The following is a 16,571-nucleotide window of genomic DNA, read 5'->3' as shown; positions in this document are numbered from 1 at the left end:
CGGCGGTCGGCGACCCGAACCAGGCCTGGAAGAGCTTCAGCCGGCAGCGCGTCGGTGACCTGGCGTTTGCTCCAGACGGACGGCTGTGGGCGGTCAAGCGCGCCGGCAACGAGTTCGCAAGCGCTGCTGCCCATGCCAGCAGCGAGATCATCAGTTTCCCGATGAGCGGCCGCGACGCCGGCCGCGGCGAAGTCGAATACCGCCTCGCCGGGATCATCGACAGCATTGCCTTTGCTGCACCCGGCAGCCATCTGGCTGGACTGCTGTTTGCCAGCAGCCAGCCGGGCCAGCAACCATCCGCCGACGGCGTCAGTGCGGCGCGCGAGGGCAGCGTCTGGATGATCGAACTCGCCGGCCGCAGCACCCTGCAACTGGCGAGCGGCGGCAGCCGCGGCGAGTCGATCGTCGCCACGCGCGACGGCCGCATCCTGGTTGCGCAGACGCGCAGCATCGACGAGATCGCCCTGCAACGGGTACCGACGGTGAGCGCGCTGACAGTCCCGGATGGCGCGCTCGTACCGCTGCCACTGAACCGGATCGGCGTCGTCTTCGATCAGGAGATGCAGATCGGCGAAGCCGGCGATGTCGCCAGCGTGCTGCACCGTGACAACTACCGCCTGCTGGCGCTGCAGTCCGGGACAGCCGGCGAGACCGCGCAGCACCCGGCGAGCGTCAGCTGGGATCCGGCGACCCGTACCGCCTGGCTCGACGTCAGCGGGCTGGCTGCCGGCGATTACCGCCTGCAGATCGCGCGCCGCATCGAGAGCCGTGCGCACATGCCGCTGGCGACCGACTTCGAGAGCCACTTCACGGCGCTCGAGGATCTCGGCCACCAGTTGCGCGTCGATTTCTCGAACACCCGCGCCAGCCGCGCGACCGGCGAACTCAGCTACGACCTCAGCGTGACGAACATCGGCAGCGACGAGGTCGTCGGCCCGCTGGCGCTGCTGCTCGATCCCGGACGTCATTTCGGCGCGACGGTCGCCGACGCCGTTGCCGGCGGCGGCGAGCAGGCCGATCTGTGGTTGATCGACCTCGGCGACGCACTGAACGATCTCGGCGGCAGGCTGGCTTCCGGGGCGACGATTGCCGGACTGACGGTCAGCATCGTACCCGCCAGCCGCTTCGCCGCCCATTCCGGAATCGAGCCGATCGTCAAGGCGAACCTCGGACACGGGGTCTACGCAGCGCCGCGCGACAACCGGCCGCCGCTGCTCCGCCTGGCCGCTGCTCCGGACGGCGACGAACTGCCGCCGGCCCGCGTCGGCGAAGCCTGGAGCGCGGCGATCGAAGCACTCGACAGCGATGGCTCGCGCCTCGACTGGCAACTGCTCGAAGCACCCGCCGGCCTCAGCCTGCAGGCAGCCCCTGCGACCAGCAGCGTGCCCGCCGGGACGAGTTCCGTCGCGACGCTCGCCTGGACGCCGCCTGCGGCCGCCGATGCCGACAGCACGCTCCTCGTCCGCGTCGAGGACAGCCGCGGCGGTTCCGCGCTGCGCCGCTTCCAGCTTCCCGTCAGCGGCGGCAACCACGCACCGCTGCTCGCGGTGCCCGACGACATCGTGATCCGGGAAGGCGAAGCGCTGGCGCTGCCGCTGCGCGCCGCCGATGCCGATGGCGACCACCTGACGCTGCTGCTCGATGCCCTGCCGCCGGGTGCGCGCTTCGATTCCGGCAGCGGACTGCTGCACTGGACGCCGGGCCATGACCAGGCCGGCCTCTGGCGCGACATCCGCTTCAGCGCGAGTGACGGCAAGCGGATCGCCAGCCGCAGCTTCAGCATCACCGTCGAGCAGGCGCATGCCGCACCGCAGTTCGAGCCGCAACCCGCGCACTTCCTGCGAGAGGGCGACCCGTGGACGTTGCAGCTCGCCGGCAGCGTCCCGGGCTCCACCGCCGGCGCCACACAACCGGGCGGCGAAACGCTGCAGCTCGAGTACGGTGCCGCCTGGCTGCCGGGCGGCGCGACCCTCAACCCGCAGACTGGCCGCGTCGCCTGGACACCGGGCTACAACCAGCATGGCCACTATCGCATCCCGCTGACGCTGACCGCCACCTGGACCACGGCCGACGGCGGCAGCGAGCAGACGCGCGCCGGCGCCGAGCTGATTCTCGACGTCGCCAACGCGAACGCAGCGCCGGTCCTGCCGCAGACCGCCAGCCTGCACGTCCGCGAAGGGCAGCCGCTGCGCTTCAGCATCTTCGCCTTCGACGCCGACAACCCGGACTTCCAGCCCGCGCTTCGCCAGCAGCCCGGCGCCGCCGCGATCGCCGGGGCGGGTGTCGCGCCGACGGTCGGCTACCGCGTCGGCGGCCTGCCCGCCGGCGCCCGCTTCGACGCCGAGACGCTCGAGATCGTCTGGACACCCGACTACGATCAGGCGGGAAGCTACACGATCGACGTCACCGCCAGTGACGACGGTGACGGCACCGGCATCCCGCTGGGCAGTACGCTGTCGCTGTCGATCGTCGTCGCCAACGCCAACCGCGCGCCGCTGATCGGCGACATCGCCGCCGCCAGCGTCGACCGCGGCGACACCATCGACATCCGGGTCACGGCATCCGATGCGGACGCGCGGCGAGACGGCTCGCCGATCCGCCTCGACTTCGCTGGCCTGCCGCGTTTCGCCCGCTTCATCGCCGATGCCGCGAGCCCACTGGGCGAGGCTTCCGGCTGGCTGCGCCTTGCCCCGGGCGAAGGCGATCGCGGCGACTACCTGTTTGCCGTCACTGCCAGCGACGATGGTGACGGTGACCCGCAGCAGATTCTCGCCAGCAGCCGCAGCTTTGTCGTCAGCGCCCGCAGTACGACCGAAGCGCCGCAGATCGACGGCCCGCGGCAGGTCGTCGCCATCGCCGGGCAGCCCTTCTCGCTGACGCTGCGCGCGCGCGACCTCGATCAGGATGCGCTGCAGTGGACTGCCGCCGGGCTGCCCGCCGGAGCCACTCTGACGCCCGGCCCGCGCTACGGCGAGGCCGTTCTGGCGTGGACGCCGGCCGCCGCCGACGGCGGCCTGCACGACATCGAACTGATCGTCAGCGACAGCGGCCTGCCACCGCCGGGCGGCGGCCAGCCACTGCCGCAGCAGCCGCAGCCGAACGTCAGCCGGCAGCCGCTGCGCATCGTCGTGCGCGACGACAACGCCGCCCCGCAAGTGGCGGCGATCCGCGTCGATGCCGCCGATGTCGCGGACACGGGCGGCACCCTGCATCTGACGGCGACCGAGGGCGTGCCACTGGCGATCGAGATCCGCGCCAGCGACGCCGACGCCGACCCGCTGCACTGGCAGTTCGACAGCCTGCCGCGCGGCATGACGGTGACGCCGGAGGACGGGCGCGTCGTTCTGGCGTGGACCCCCGACCTCTTCGCTGCCCAGGACGGAAACGGTGGCGCCGCCGGACTGTGGCGCCTTTCGCTTCGCGCCAGCGACGGCATGGCGCACTTCAGCCGCGACATCGAGCTGCAGGTGGGCAACCGCAACCAGCCGCCACGCATCGCGCCGCTGCCGCTGCAACTGGTCGGCGAGGGGGAGACGCTCAGTTTCAGCGTCGTCGCGAGCGATGCCGACGGCGACGCGGTCCGACTCGCGCTGCTGCGCGAGCCGACGACACCGGCCGGGGTGCATCTCGATCCCGCCAGCGGCCAGTTCAGCTGGCGGCCCGGGCACGAGGTCGTCGACAACGCGACCGCCGCCGACCGCAGCTTCGTGTTCACGTTCCGTGCCGACGACGGGCAGGCGAGCAGCAGCCAGTCGGTACGCGTGCTGGTCCTCGACGACAACCGGCGACCGCAGGTCGTCGCCCGCAACCACGCCGTCGTCGTCGGCGACACGCTGCGCATCCCGCTCGTCGCCGACGGCGCGGCCAGCCCGGGCGGCGCCGGCATCGTCGCCAGCGACCCGGACGGCGTGGCACAGACGCAGGCGCTGACCTTCCGCTTCGCCGGCCTGCCTGCCGGCGCAACCCATGACGAGCGCAGCCGCGAGCTGCTGTGGACGCCGGGCCCGGGCCAGGTCGGCGACCATCTGCTGACGCTCGAGGTCGCCGACGGCCAGCCCGGCGGCAGCGGACGCAGCCAGCAGGAGTTCGTCGTCCGCGTCGTGGCGAGTGCCGCGGCGAACGCACCCGCGATCCTCGTCTCGACCACGCCGGAGCGGGCGGCGAGACCGCAGCAGGCGGTGATCGGCAGCGCCCGCGCCGAGTTCTGGAGCGGCATCGCCGACCTGGCGGTCGAATGGCGCAGCGCTGCGGCCGAACCCTGGCAGGGCGTCGCGGTGGATGCGGCCGGCCGCTTCCGCTTCACGCCGGAGGCGCCCGGTCTGGTCGAGCTGCGCGTCACAGCCACCGACCGCGACGGCTTCGCCGCGCAGCGCGTGCACGCCCTGCCGGTGCTCGATGCCGCCGATTCCGCTGCCCCCCGCCTCGCCTGGAGCGGCGCTCTGCGCGGCGCGACGGGCAGCGCGCCGCCCGTGCGCGTCGCCGCGCCGCTACTGCTCGCCGCCGATCTGGCCGAGGCGCAGCTGATGGGCTGGGAACTGCTGCTGGCACCGGCTGGCAGCGACGAATGGTCGACGCTGGCCGCGCAAGAGAGCCGCGCCACGGCGATCGACCAGACGCTGCTCCTGGCGACGCTCGACCCGGCGCTGCTGGCAAACGGCGTCTGGCAGCTGCGCCTGGTCGCGCGCGATCTCGCCGGCCGCAGCAGCCGGATCGACGCCGCCGTGCTCATCGACACGCCGCTCAAGGCCCCGCCCGCCGCCATCGCCAGCGACGCCGTCTACCAGTTGGGCGGTCACGCGCTGGCGCTGGCGCGCGTGCTGCCGGCAGCGCCCTCGCCCGCCGCCGCGGCGATCGATCGCCGGCCGGGCGTCGCGAACGATTTCGGCAACTGGCAACTGCCGCTGCTGGCGCCGCTCCTGCGCAGCGACCAGCCGGCGACGCTGCCTTCGGGAGCGATCGCCCCCTGGCGCGACGGCGCCCGCGTATGGGTCGGCGTGCCGCGCGATCTGGCGGACGCGGCGGCCGGCGAGCTGGCGTTGCGCTTCAGCCTGGCCGCGGTCGGCGAGCGGCTCGCCGGCGACGCGGCGGCGCCGCTGGTCTGGCGCCCGGCGTTCAGCAGCGACCGCGGCTGGCAACTGCAGGCGCAGGCGTCGGACGCGGGCACCGATCCCGACAGCCTGATCCGCCTGGGCGATTCGCTCTACGACCAGGTCAGCGGCCTGCCCTGGGTGCCGCAGCGCTACACGCTCACCTCGCCCGGCGGCGATCGCTACCATCTCGATTCCGGCGGCCGCCTGCGGCAGGTCGAGTTCGCCGATGGCGCGCAATGGCTGCTCTCGGACGCCGGCGTCGCGGCGCTTGCGGCCGATGGCAGCCCGGCCGGACGGATCGAGTTGCTGCGCGACGCCGATGGGCGGATCGGCCGCGTCGGCGGTCGCATTGCCGGAGCCGCCGAGCCGGCCGGCACGGCCTACCTCTACGACCGTTCCGGCAACCTGCGCCTCGTCCGCGCGATCGGCAGCGGCAGCGGCACGGCCTACGTCCATGATGCAGGCGGGGCGCTGCTCGCCACCGCCCCGACGGCCGACCTGGGTACGCCGGTGACCTGGAACGGGCTGAGCAACGAGTGGCAGGGCGCGATCGACAACGGCGCGACATTGGCCTTCACCATCCGCGACAGCGAGATCGCTTCCGTCGCCCGTTCGCCGGCCGGGGGGGGACCGCTGCTCATCGCCGTCGACAGCACGGCGGCCGACGCCGGCGCGACGATCGAGTTCGTCGGCGGGCAGGTGCTCGGCAGCCGGGAGAACGGCGCGACGCGGACGACGCTGCTGCAAATCGGCGAGGGCGGTGCGAAGCTCCTGCGCCTGACGGGCAGCGGCGCCGCGCACGTCAGCCTGCGCGTCGCCGGCGACCTCAATGTCGACGGCCGCGTCGACGCCACCGATGCGCTGCTCTGGGAAGCCGCGCAGCGGGCCGGCCTGAACGCGAGCGACGTCGACGGCGACGGCAGCAGCGATGCGATCGATCGGCAGATCGTCTTCGCCAACAGCGGCTTCAGCGCCAACCGGGCGCCGGCGATCATCGGCCAGCCGCCGCTGCGGACGCACAGCGACCTGTCGATGACCATTGCCCTGCACGGCCTGGCGCGCGATGCCGAAGGCGACACGCCGTTCTGGCGCGTCGTGCAGGCGAGCAACGGCCAGGCGCGCCTGGCCGCCGATGGCCAGAGCCTGCTGTTCACGCCGCAGGCGGGTTTTACCGGCCAGGCGACGGTTCGCCTGCAGGCGGATGATGGCTACAACGCGGGCCAGCCGGTCGACCTGGCGATCGACGTCAGCGGCGCCCGCCTGCAGCAAATCCACCTTGCGCCGCTGGACCACCTCCTGACGGGTCAGACGCAGGCGATCAGCGCGACGCTCGACTTCGCCGACGAACTCGGCGTCGCATTGCACGATCCCGCCTATCTCGCCGTGCAGGCGGCGGAGCTCGCCGGCCTGGGCGACGACGGAGGCGCCCGCATCGTCGTCGACGACGGTCGCGACCGGGTTCGCGCGACCGGCGTCGGGCCGGCATTGCTCGTCGTCAGCCGCAGCGACGCGAGCGGGCAGGCGGTGCAGGCCGTCGCCGCGCTCAACGTTCTCGCCGCATCGGCGCTCACCGGAACCGGCGACGACGACGGCGCAACGGGCGATGCACTGCCGGCCGCCGACCCGGAGGTCTACCCGCGAACGCTGAGTCTCGTCCCCGGCGCGACACGGCAGTTCCGCGTGCAGCGCATCGACCCGGCGACCGGCGAGCGGGTCGATATCCACGCCGCCAGCCAGACCGGATTCCCCGGCTCGCCCGAACGGGTCGAGATCGATCGTGATCCCTGGACGCAGGAACCGCTGCGGGACCCCGCCACGGGCGAGGTGCTGATCGATCCGGCGACCGGCGACATCGTCCTCGACCCGGACAGCGGCGACATCCTGGTCTCGGTGATCCCGGCGATCGCCGAGGTGCGCAACGACACGCGTTACTTCTCGAGCGACGCGACGATCGCCAGCGTCGGTCCGGACGGCCTGGTCAGCGCCCACCGCGCCGGGCGGGTGACGCTTTCGGTCGTCCACCTAGCAAACGGGGTGGACGCCAGCGGCGCGGTCACGACGCGCGCGATCGGCCAGACCGACGTCGTGCTGCTGGTGCAGGCGCCGCAGGCCATCGACGACGATCCGGCGACGCCGATCCCGGCAGCGGGCATGATCCAGGCGGCGCAGGGCGGCATCGTGCAGACTGCCAGCGGCGAGCTGCTGCTGATCGGTGCCGGCGCGCTGAGCGAGGACACGCCGGTATCGATCAGCCGCATCGACCTCGCCCGCCTGGTGGCCGAAACCGGCCTCGCCGCCCCTGCGCCGGGACTGCTGCAGACACTGGCGGCCTTCCGCCTCGACCTCGGCGAGCGGCCGACGGCAGCGCCGGTGCAACTCTCGATCCCGCTGCAGGACACGAGCGGCGTGCGCGAGGGCGACGAGGTGCTCTTCCTGCGCCGCGGCCTGGCTCCGGGCAGCGACGGGCGTCTGCAGGATGCCTGGTGGATCCTGGACAACGGCTTCATCGCCGGCGATGCCGCAGCCGGTCTGGTCGCGCGGACGGCCAGTCCGCCCTACAGCGGCATCGCCGGCTCGGGCGACCTGATCTGCGTGCGGACCACCTTCGACCGGCAGAGCGGTGCGCCGACGCTGCAGGGCTTCGGCGCCGATGCGCTGGCGCTGCGCGTCGGCGATCTGGTTCTCGGCCTCGCCACCGAACTCGGCAACGGCAGCCTGAGCGGCCTCGCCGCCGCCGGCGATCTCCTCGCGGCGCTGGCGGGATCGGCCGACGTCCATGCGATCAGGCGGACGTACGGCGGCGTCTACCGGACCGTGCCGGTGCTCAAGGATCTGGCGGCGGGCATCCTGACCCTGCCCGGCGACGGCGGCAGCGGCAGCCTGCCGGCAGCCGGCGACAGCGAGACCGCGCCGCGCGTCGTGCGCGCCGCGATGCTCGCTTCCGGCCGGCTCGAGCTGACGCTCGCCGGGCTGCAGTCGCCGGCTGCCGCCACAGCGGCGCCGGCAACCGCGCTGCGCGTCTGGATCACGCCCGCAGCACCGGCCATCGACAGCGCCGGCAGCGCCAGCGTCGGTCCCTGGCGCGACGACCACGGCGTGCAGCGTGATCGGCTGCGCGTCTGGCAGCGGCTGGTCGACCTACATCCGCTGGCCGGCGACGCGTCCGAACTGACGCTCGATCTCGACCTGCCGCCGGGCATCGCCGCCGGGCTGCACGTCATCAGCATCCAGCGCATGCTGCAGACCATCGACCCGAACGACCCCGGCCAGACCCGCTGGGTCGCCGATGGCGAGGCAGCCACCCTGAGGCTGACGACGCCCACCGGTTTCAACCTCGTCGCCGGCGAAGACATGATCCGCGTCCTGCGCGGCGGGGTCGAGATCGCCGGGATCGCCTACCCCGACGCGGGCGGCGCAGCCACTGCGGCGACCGGCGGCAAGACCGACGCGATCGCCTTCAGCCTCGACAACCGGCTGGCTTTCGTGGCGCGCGGCCACGGGCAGATCGACGTCATCGACACGGCGACGATGACGCTCGCCGACACCTTGCGGGTCGGCAGCGCCAACATCAGCAGTCTCGCCGTCTCCGGACGGTGGCTGTACATCGCCGAAGGGGGCTCGCACGATCCCGCCGGCGGCCATCGCCTGCTGCGCGCGAACATCGACCCGGCCGACAGCCGCTTCCTGGCACTGCAGCAGATCGAGCTGCCACGGTCGGTCAGCGGTGCCAACGCCCTCTGGGGCTACGTCGACCTGGCGGTCAACCACGGCCTGCACAGCTATCTCGCGGTGACCGCAAGCCAGCAGGGCCTGGGCATCGGCAGCCCCCGCAGCGCCGCCGGCGGCGCGATCTTCATCGTCGATCTCGACGCGGCACGCGAGTCGGCCGGCCGCCTCGACGCGACGGTGAGCGGCGCCTGCACGCCGGTCAGCGTGCCCGACGGCGAGGGCAAGGCACCACAGTTCGTCGCCGCAGCGGGAATCAGCGACCAGACGCTGCGTTTCCTGCTGAGCGACGCGCAGGACGAGAACGCGGGACTCGCCACCGTCAGCGTCGCTCTCGGCAGCGACGGGCGGCTGCAGGGAGCGCCCGCTTTCAGGCGACTGCCGCTGCTCGGATCGTCGGCGGGCCACGACCGCAGCCAGGGCGAATACCAGTTGAACATCCAGCGCGCGCAGTCGCCGGTGCTCGTCGAGACGGGTGACGGCAGGGAGTACGCACTGGTCGCCGACTACTTCTTCGACTTCCTCGATCCGCTGCACCACGCCGGCGACGCCGCGAGCGGCGCCCGCCAGCTCGGTGGCAAGGTCGGCATCATCCGCGATCCGTTCGGTCAGCGACCCGAATACCTTGGCGCCACCTCGCCGCTCGCCGGCGCCAACATTTCCCGGCTCGCCGTCGGCGATGACGGCGGCACGCTCTGGGCCGACCTGCGTTACTGGCCGACACTCGATTCGTCGCCACCGCCCGCCGGCCTGCTGCGCTGGGATCTCGGCGAGCTGCTCGCCGCCGCCGAACGCAACTCGCTCGCTGCGCAGGCATCGCCGCGCCCGCTGCCTATCGACCGCGAACTCGTCGGCGGCACAATACAGCAGGTCGTGACCCCGCTGCGCCACGAACTCGGTGACGGCAGCCGGCTGACCTCGGGCTGGATTTTCGGCATGGCGGCGAGCCCGCTGCGCCATCCCGACTCGGTCCGCTTCACCGACCCGGTCGACGGCGGGCATTTCCTGAAGACCATCGAGGCGGACCGCAACCTCGAGGTTCCGAGCTTCAACTACGGCGACATCGCCCGCGTCGACCTGTTCAAGCTGATCCGCAGCCAGTATGCGGGGACGCTGGCGCAGGTGCCTGATGCCGACCTCAACATCAACTGGTCGAACATCGAGGTCAGCGGCGCGGCCACCCTGCTGCGCGACGGCAAGGGGCACCTCCTGACTGCCGAGCGCGAGGACGGCATGCAGTCGGTCGAGGCGGCGGGCCGGCGCAGCTACCATGGTCTGCAGACGGTCGGCGGCGACGCCGGCAAGCAGGTACTCGGCAGCAGCGGCATCGTCTTCCTCGTACCCGTTCTGGACGTCGAACGGCTGCGCAAGGGTGAGGCGCTGAAGCCCGGCGAGATCACGATCCACATCGCCGGCTTCGACCGCAGCCGGCCCGACGAGCGGCTCAGCCTGAAGCTGCGGGTCGTCGATTACGCCCGTGCCGCCGATACGACCTTTATTGGCGACCGGCCACTGAACAACCCGGGCTACCACGAGTTCGCGCTCGACGGATCGGTCGGCGGCGACCCGCGCAGCGACAACCGGCTGCTCGATGTCGCACGGGTCGAGCAGCGGCTGAAGTATCTCGGCTACGGTCTTTCGGCGATTCCGAAGAGCGGCGAAGTCCGGGTCAATGGCACGCTCGAAGCGGCCGAGCTGATCACGCTGCGACAGTTCGACCAGATCGTGCAGAACGCGGCAGACTACCAGGACAGCTCGAGCGAAACCGTCAAGGACAGGAAGGGCAAGAGCACGACCGTCGTCAAGCCGCTGCCCCCGATCACCCTGTCGGCCGCCAGCGTGAGCTGGCTCAACGCCTACAACGCCCCGCACTGGATGCAGTACCGCTTCGGCAACGGCAGCGCGCTGCCCGGCTGGAGCGACCGGACCGACCCGAAGAAGCCGGTTGAAGCGATGGGAACGAGTTGGGTCCATGACCTGATGGTGGCCAGCCAGGGCGCCAACAGGACATCCGACGGCAAGGCGCGACAACCGCTGTGGTTTGCCGGAACGAACCTGCTCGGCAACCGCCTGCACCTAGGGATCAACACCGCCTACATCTCGCTCGACAACCAGAAGGGCATCTACGGCGACGAGTGGCTCCTCGGCCTGAGCAGTCCGGACAGCGTCGACCTGCGCGACGTGACGGCGAGCAAGGAGAATGGGGCAACAGCACAGCAGAAACTCAAGTACCTGCTCGAGGAGATGGCGCGCCTGCGGCAGCAGCCCGGCAACGGAACGTGGGATGCCGAGAGGGCGCAGAAGCTCGCCGATCTGCTGCAGTACGTGAATCGCGTGCAAACGAACGGCCGATCATCGAACAACCAGGTCGACGCGCTCAAGGACTTCCTGGCCGTTTACACAGCGACCCAGAACGACACGGTGGCGGCGAATGGATCGCTCGACGAGCAGCTGTCGGCAATCAAATCAGGAGGATCCGATGACGCCAGGCGGGCGATCCAGCGGGCGCTTTTTGGCGGGGGGAGCCAAGCCTCGGGGCTGATCGCCACCGACAATCTCTTGCTGGGTGGTGTAGGGGACAAGGGTGCCGGATTCGGCTCGCAGTTGAGCGCCGAAAGCCTCGCCGCCATCATGGGGTCTACTGCGGATGGCGTCAGAGACTGGGTGGAACCACTGAACTCCGCGCTCGAGACATTCGATATCAATACGGCGAAGCGAGTCGCCGCGTTCCTGGTCAATGCACGATTCGAAGCGTTCTTTGACTCCGACCTGGTCGAGAATCGCAGCGATCAGTCGGCCGAGTTGGCCTACGGCAACAGGTACGGAAATGACACACCTGGTGATGGCGCTCGGTACAAGGGCCGAGGGATCATGCAGATCACCTTCAAGTGGGGCTACGAGGTCCTTGGCGAAGGCGGCTATCGCGGTTGGACCCACAAGGGTCCACGTCCCTATAGACCAGAGGCCAACAAGGTGCCGGGTCTGAACGACATTCTGGGCACGAGCCATGACTTCGTCCAGAATCCCGATGCCATGATCGCGAACAAGGGGATAGCCGCGCTGTCTGGCGCATGGTATTGGCGGTACGGGGCACAGCCGGTGGATGGCGATCTCAATCGAATCATTGATCGCTCGACCGAGCTCGATGCGACGAATTTTGAAGACGCGACGAAGGGAATAAAAGGTCACGGAAATTCGCCCGAACACCGAAGGAACCGCGACGCACGCCTGGTCTACTGGAACAGGGTAGGTTCGGAAACAATAAACAACCAGAATGCGTTCGGAAACGTAAAGCATGTGTTGGCTGAACTGGGGTTTTCACCCGATAGCCATCGCGACTACAACACCAAGTTCGGAGTGTCTCTGGCGAGTCAATCGCCGCTCGCCATAGAACGTGTCCGCCATCTTGAAGATCGCTCTTCCGGTGTCTTGGCCTCTGATGTGCTAGCCACGGAACACCTACGCCACGCTCTTTCGTTCGACCAAGGAGAGTCTGCCATGTTTGCTCTCGAACACCTTTTCCAGGACGCGCATCAGCCCGCGACGACAGCATTCCGCATGGCGGACGCGCAGCGCGCTCGGAAGACTACACAAGAGGTACCGAGAATGGGGATCTGTGTGATTTCGCCCACTCATGCGCAAATAAGGGAATTAGAGAGCCGGCATCCCATTAGCAGAGTTATCCGACCGAGAGCGGACGCTGAAGACCACTTCGCACCCAAAGACAACAAGTGGACAGGATTCGAACCTCAGTTCACCGAGGAGAATCGCCTGGCAAGCGTCAGTATCCTGGAAATGCCGAAGCACGGCCAGCTGGTTGCTTACCGCGGTGAGCTGGGGACCGATTTCGCCCCCGGCACTTCAGTCGAGTACATTCCAAATCCCGGCTTCACCGGCAAGGATAAATTGACGGTTCTGGTTACCAGCCAGAATGGCCCCTCGATCATCTTTTCCTATCATCTTCACGTGACGCCGGCGGCCGGCAGGTTTGATCTCTACGATGGTTCCGCTTACAAGAGATACTGCCCGCGCGGGCTTCTCATCTGGAAGATCTCCGAGAACCCTAGCCCAGATCCATCCGTCGGTGCATTTTCGCTCGAGCCGGCCGGCACATGGATCGCCATCGATGAAGACCTTGCCAGAGAGGTCTCGTTCGCCAGCCTGCCCGACTTCGCCCTCGGCCACACCACCGGCGCCGGTTCCGCCGCCGCGATCACCCTCGACACCGATGCCGCCGGCCACGGCTGGTTCGTGGACGACACGCCCTTGCTCAACGAAGAGTTCCTTCCGACGAGCCACCCGAACGAGTGGGTGGCACGGCCCGGGTCGGCCGCCGACGGCCGCATCGACCTGCTGACCGTCCTGCTGCACGAGCAGGGGCACGCCCTCGGCCTCGAGCACAGCACCGACCCGCACCACCTCATGGCGGCGACGCTGACCCCGGGGATTCGTCGGACGCTCTCCGCCGCCGACCAGTTGGCGCTGCTGCGACTCGCCGGTTACCTGCCGCCGCCAGACAGCCCGGGCGACGCGCATGCGGCCTTTTCCTGGGGCGTTCCCCTCCCCTTCAGCCGCGTCACCAGCCTCGCGCACGGCGCCAGCCCGGCTCTCGCCACCGCCGGTGAACCCGCGGCGACCCGCACGCAACTCCACATCGCCGCCAACCCGCGCCTCGAGAACCCGGCCTTCACCGACGGCAGCGGCTGGAGCACGCGCGGCGACGTCCGCTTCGCCGATGGCGCCGCCACCCTGATCGAATCGCCCGACGACCACACTCGCCTCAGCCAGGTCTTCGTCCTCGGCGACGACGACCACTTCCTCTCCTTCACGCTCGCCGACATCGCCATCGGCGACCAGCTTCGCGGCCCGGACGACGCCTTCGAGATGGCGCTGATCGACGCCACCACGGGCTTGCCCCTGCTGCTTGCCGGCGGCCTGACGCGCAGCGACGCCGCGCTCAACCGCCAGGCAGACGGCAGCGAGAGCTCGGCGAGCGAGATCGGCGTCACCCACAACGCCGACGGCAGCCGGCGCTACGTGGCCGACCTGCGCGGCATCGCCGCCGGCAGCGTCCTCAGTATCGCCTTCGACCTGATCGGCTTCGCCGCGACCGCCGGCGATGGCCCGGAGGCGCGCAACAGCCGCGTCACAATCCGCGACCTGCACCTCGGCGCCGCTCCACAGGTGCCCCGCGCGCAGGACGATGCCGCCACCACCGCCGAGGATGTGCCGCTGCGCATCGACGTGCTCGCCAACGACTCCGGCGTTGCCGGCGGCAGCGCCGTCGAAGTGCTGAGCGGGCCGGCAAGCGGCACCCTCGTCGTCGAGGGCGACGGCAGCCTGCTCTACCAGCCGGCGGCCGACTGGCATGGCGAAGACCGCTTCAGCTACCGGCTGCGCGGCGTGCCGGGCGTCGCGGCGCAGGCCGAGGTGCGGCTGACGGTGACGCCGGTCAACGACCCGCCGCGCGTGAACCCGCTTGCCGCCAGCCTGCCGGAGGACGGCACGATCCTGCTCGACCTGCTGGCGACGGCGGCCGATTCCGACGGCGATGCGCTGACGCTCAGCGTCGGCACGCCGCAGCACGGCAGCCTGACGCTGCTGGACGACGGCCGCTACGCCTATCGCCCGGCAGCCGACTACCACGGCGACGACTCCTTCACGATCCGCGCCAGCGACGGCGCCAGTTCGGTGGACGGCAGCGTCCGCTTGACGATCACGCCGGTCAACGACGCACCGCTGGCGCGCGACCATGTCTCCGAACTCGGCGAGGACGGATGGCTGGCGCTCGACCTCCCGGCGCTGGGCAGCGATGCCGACGGCGATCCGCTGACGCTGGCCTTCACCGGTCAGCCGGCGCACGGGACCTTGAGCCGCGACGCGCAGGGACGTCTGGTCTACACACCGGTGGCCGACTGGGGCGGTCACGAGCGCTTCACCTATACGCTCGGCGACGGATCTGCCGAATCGCAGCCGGCGACCATCCTCCTCGCCGTCACGCCACTCGGCGATGCGCCGGAGTTGGCGCTCGGCGGAGTTCCCGGCGGGCAGCGCGAGCTGTTCCGCACCAGTTGGGAGCGTGTCGCCAACCCGGATAGCGGCGCGACGCTGCTGTACGAGACGACCCTGGAAGACTGGCGGTCGACCGGTCAGGCGGTCGATCGCGCGCAGCCCGGCCAGGGCTTCCGGATCTGGAGCAGCGGCGATCATACCGGCGGCATCGCCGGCAGCAATCCGGCCCTGCGCGCCGCTGCCGGCAACGGCAACAACTGGCTCGAACTCGGCGGCGGCAATGGCGATGACCGGCACGCCATCGCCATCGAGCGCGCGATCGAGACCCTCGCCGGCGCGCGCTACACCCTCGTGCTCGACATCGCCGGGCTGCCGGGGCTCAGTGCCGACCAGAGCCGCATCACGCTCAGCGTCGATGGCCGCGAGATCGGCCAGGCGGCTGCAGCCAGCCCGGCCGGAGCGCTGGCCTGGCAATCGCGGCGCTTCGACTTCGTCGGCAGCGGCGGCCGGCAGCTGCTCCGCATCAGCCACAGTGCAGGCAACGTCGCCGGCAAGGCTGGCGCGACGATGGTCGACGACATCGTCCTCGGCGAATCGGCGCCGCTTGCCAGCGGCCGCGCCGGCACGGCGATCGCCCTGCCGGTGTTGGGCGCTGCCCTCGCCGACCGCGACGGCTCGGAAACGCTGCGCCTGACGATCGGCGGCCTTCCGCCCGGCGCGACGCTCAGCGACGGCGCGCGCCAGTTCAGCGCCACCGCCAGCAATCGCGTGCTGGACCTCGCTGGCTGGAACCTCGCCCGGCTGTCGCTGCAGCCGCCGCGTGAATTCAGCGGAACGCTGCGCCTCGACCTCGTCGCCACCGCCGAGGAGCAGAGCAATCGCAGCGAGGCAACGCGCCGCGCACAGATCGAGCTGCTGGTCGAAGCGGCCCACACCGCGCCGGTCGCCCGCGACGCCAGCTTCGCGGTCGCCCCCGGCAGCCGTGTCCGCATCGACCTGCGCCAGCTGATCGGTGACGGTGACGGCGACGCACTCAGGTTGCGCGTCACCGATCCGGCTCACGGTGAGTTGATCGACGACGGCGGCGGTTCGTGGACCTACCTCGCCGGCACCCGCTTCAGCGGCAGCGACAGCTTCCGCTATACGGTGTCCGATGGCCACGCCGAGACGTCGGCGACGGTCCGGCTGACGCTGGCGGAAGAGGCCGTGCCGCCCGGACGAGCCAGCCAGGCCGCTGGCGGAGCACCCGACCCAGCCTCGCTGCCGGCAGCCGGTGGCGCGGCCCCAGCTCTTGCCTGCAGCGCCGGCCACTGGCCTGGCGGCAGCGGCAGCGCGACCGGCAACGCCGCTGCGCCCACCGGCGAGCCAGCCGACCACGCCCATGGCAGTTCGCTGCACGCCTGGCCGGCAACCGCTTGGCCGAGCCTCGGTGCGGCTCGACAAGCTGCCGCAACGGCACCCGGTGCGGCGGCGCGCGCTGCGGCACGACTGCTGGCCGCGGCGCCAGCCACGCCGCGTGCGGCGCTCCATGGTGCCAGGCACGACGCTTCGCACCCAGCGAACCCGACGAAGGCGGCGACCCCTCCGGCAACGCCGGCAATCGACTGGAGCGCCTCGCCACACCTCCCCTTCGCTGCAGCACGACGCACCCCGGCACCCTGGCTACCGGCGTTTCTCGGCACCACGCCGGGCAGCGCCACGATCCCCGACCTCACCGCGCTGAAGATCCGGATCGATGCCTGA

Annotated in this window: 1 protein-coding gene (running past one end of the window); it reads left to right on the top strand. The window is 70.7% G+C overall.

Annotated features, from left to right (window positions below; genetic code table 11):
* Positions 1–16,571: the 3' portion of an Ig-like domain-containing protein gene (locus NFW30_RS19640; protein ID WP_295349684.1), read on the top strand. Its footprint begins 13,042 nt before the window's first position; the window shows 16,571 of its 29,613 coding nt (coding positions 13,043–29,613); its start codon lies off the left edge, out of view; the stop codon is at positions 16,569–16,571.

The sequence above is a fragment of the Accumulibacter sp. genome (assembly GCF_023806635.1).
Taxonomy (GTDB): Bacteria; Pseudomonadota; Gammaproteobacteria; order Burkholderiales; family Rhodocyclaceae; genus Accumulibacter.
The sequence above is the reverse complement of the archived record's forward strand: the minus strand, read 5'-3'. Positions and strand labels throughout refer to the sequence as shown.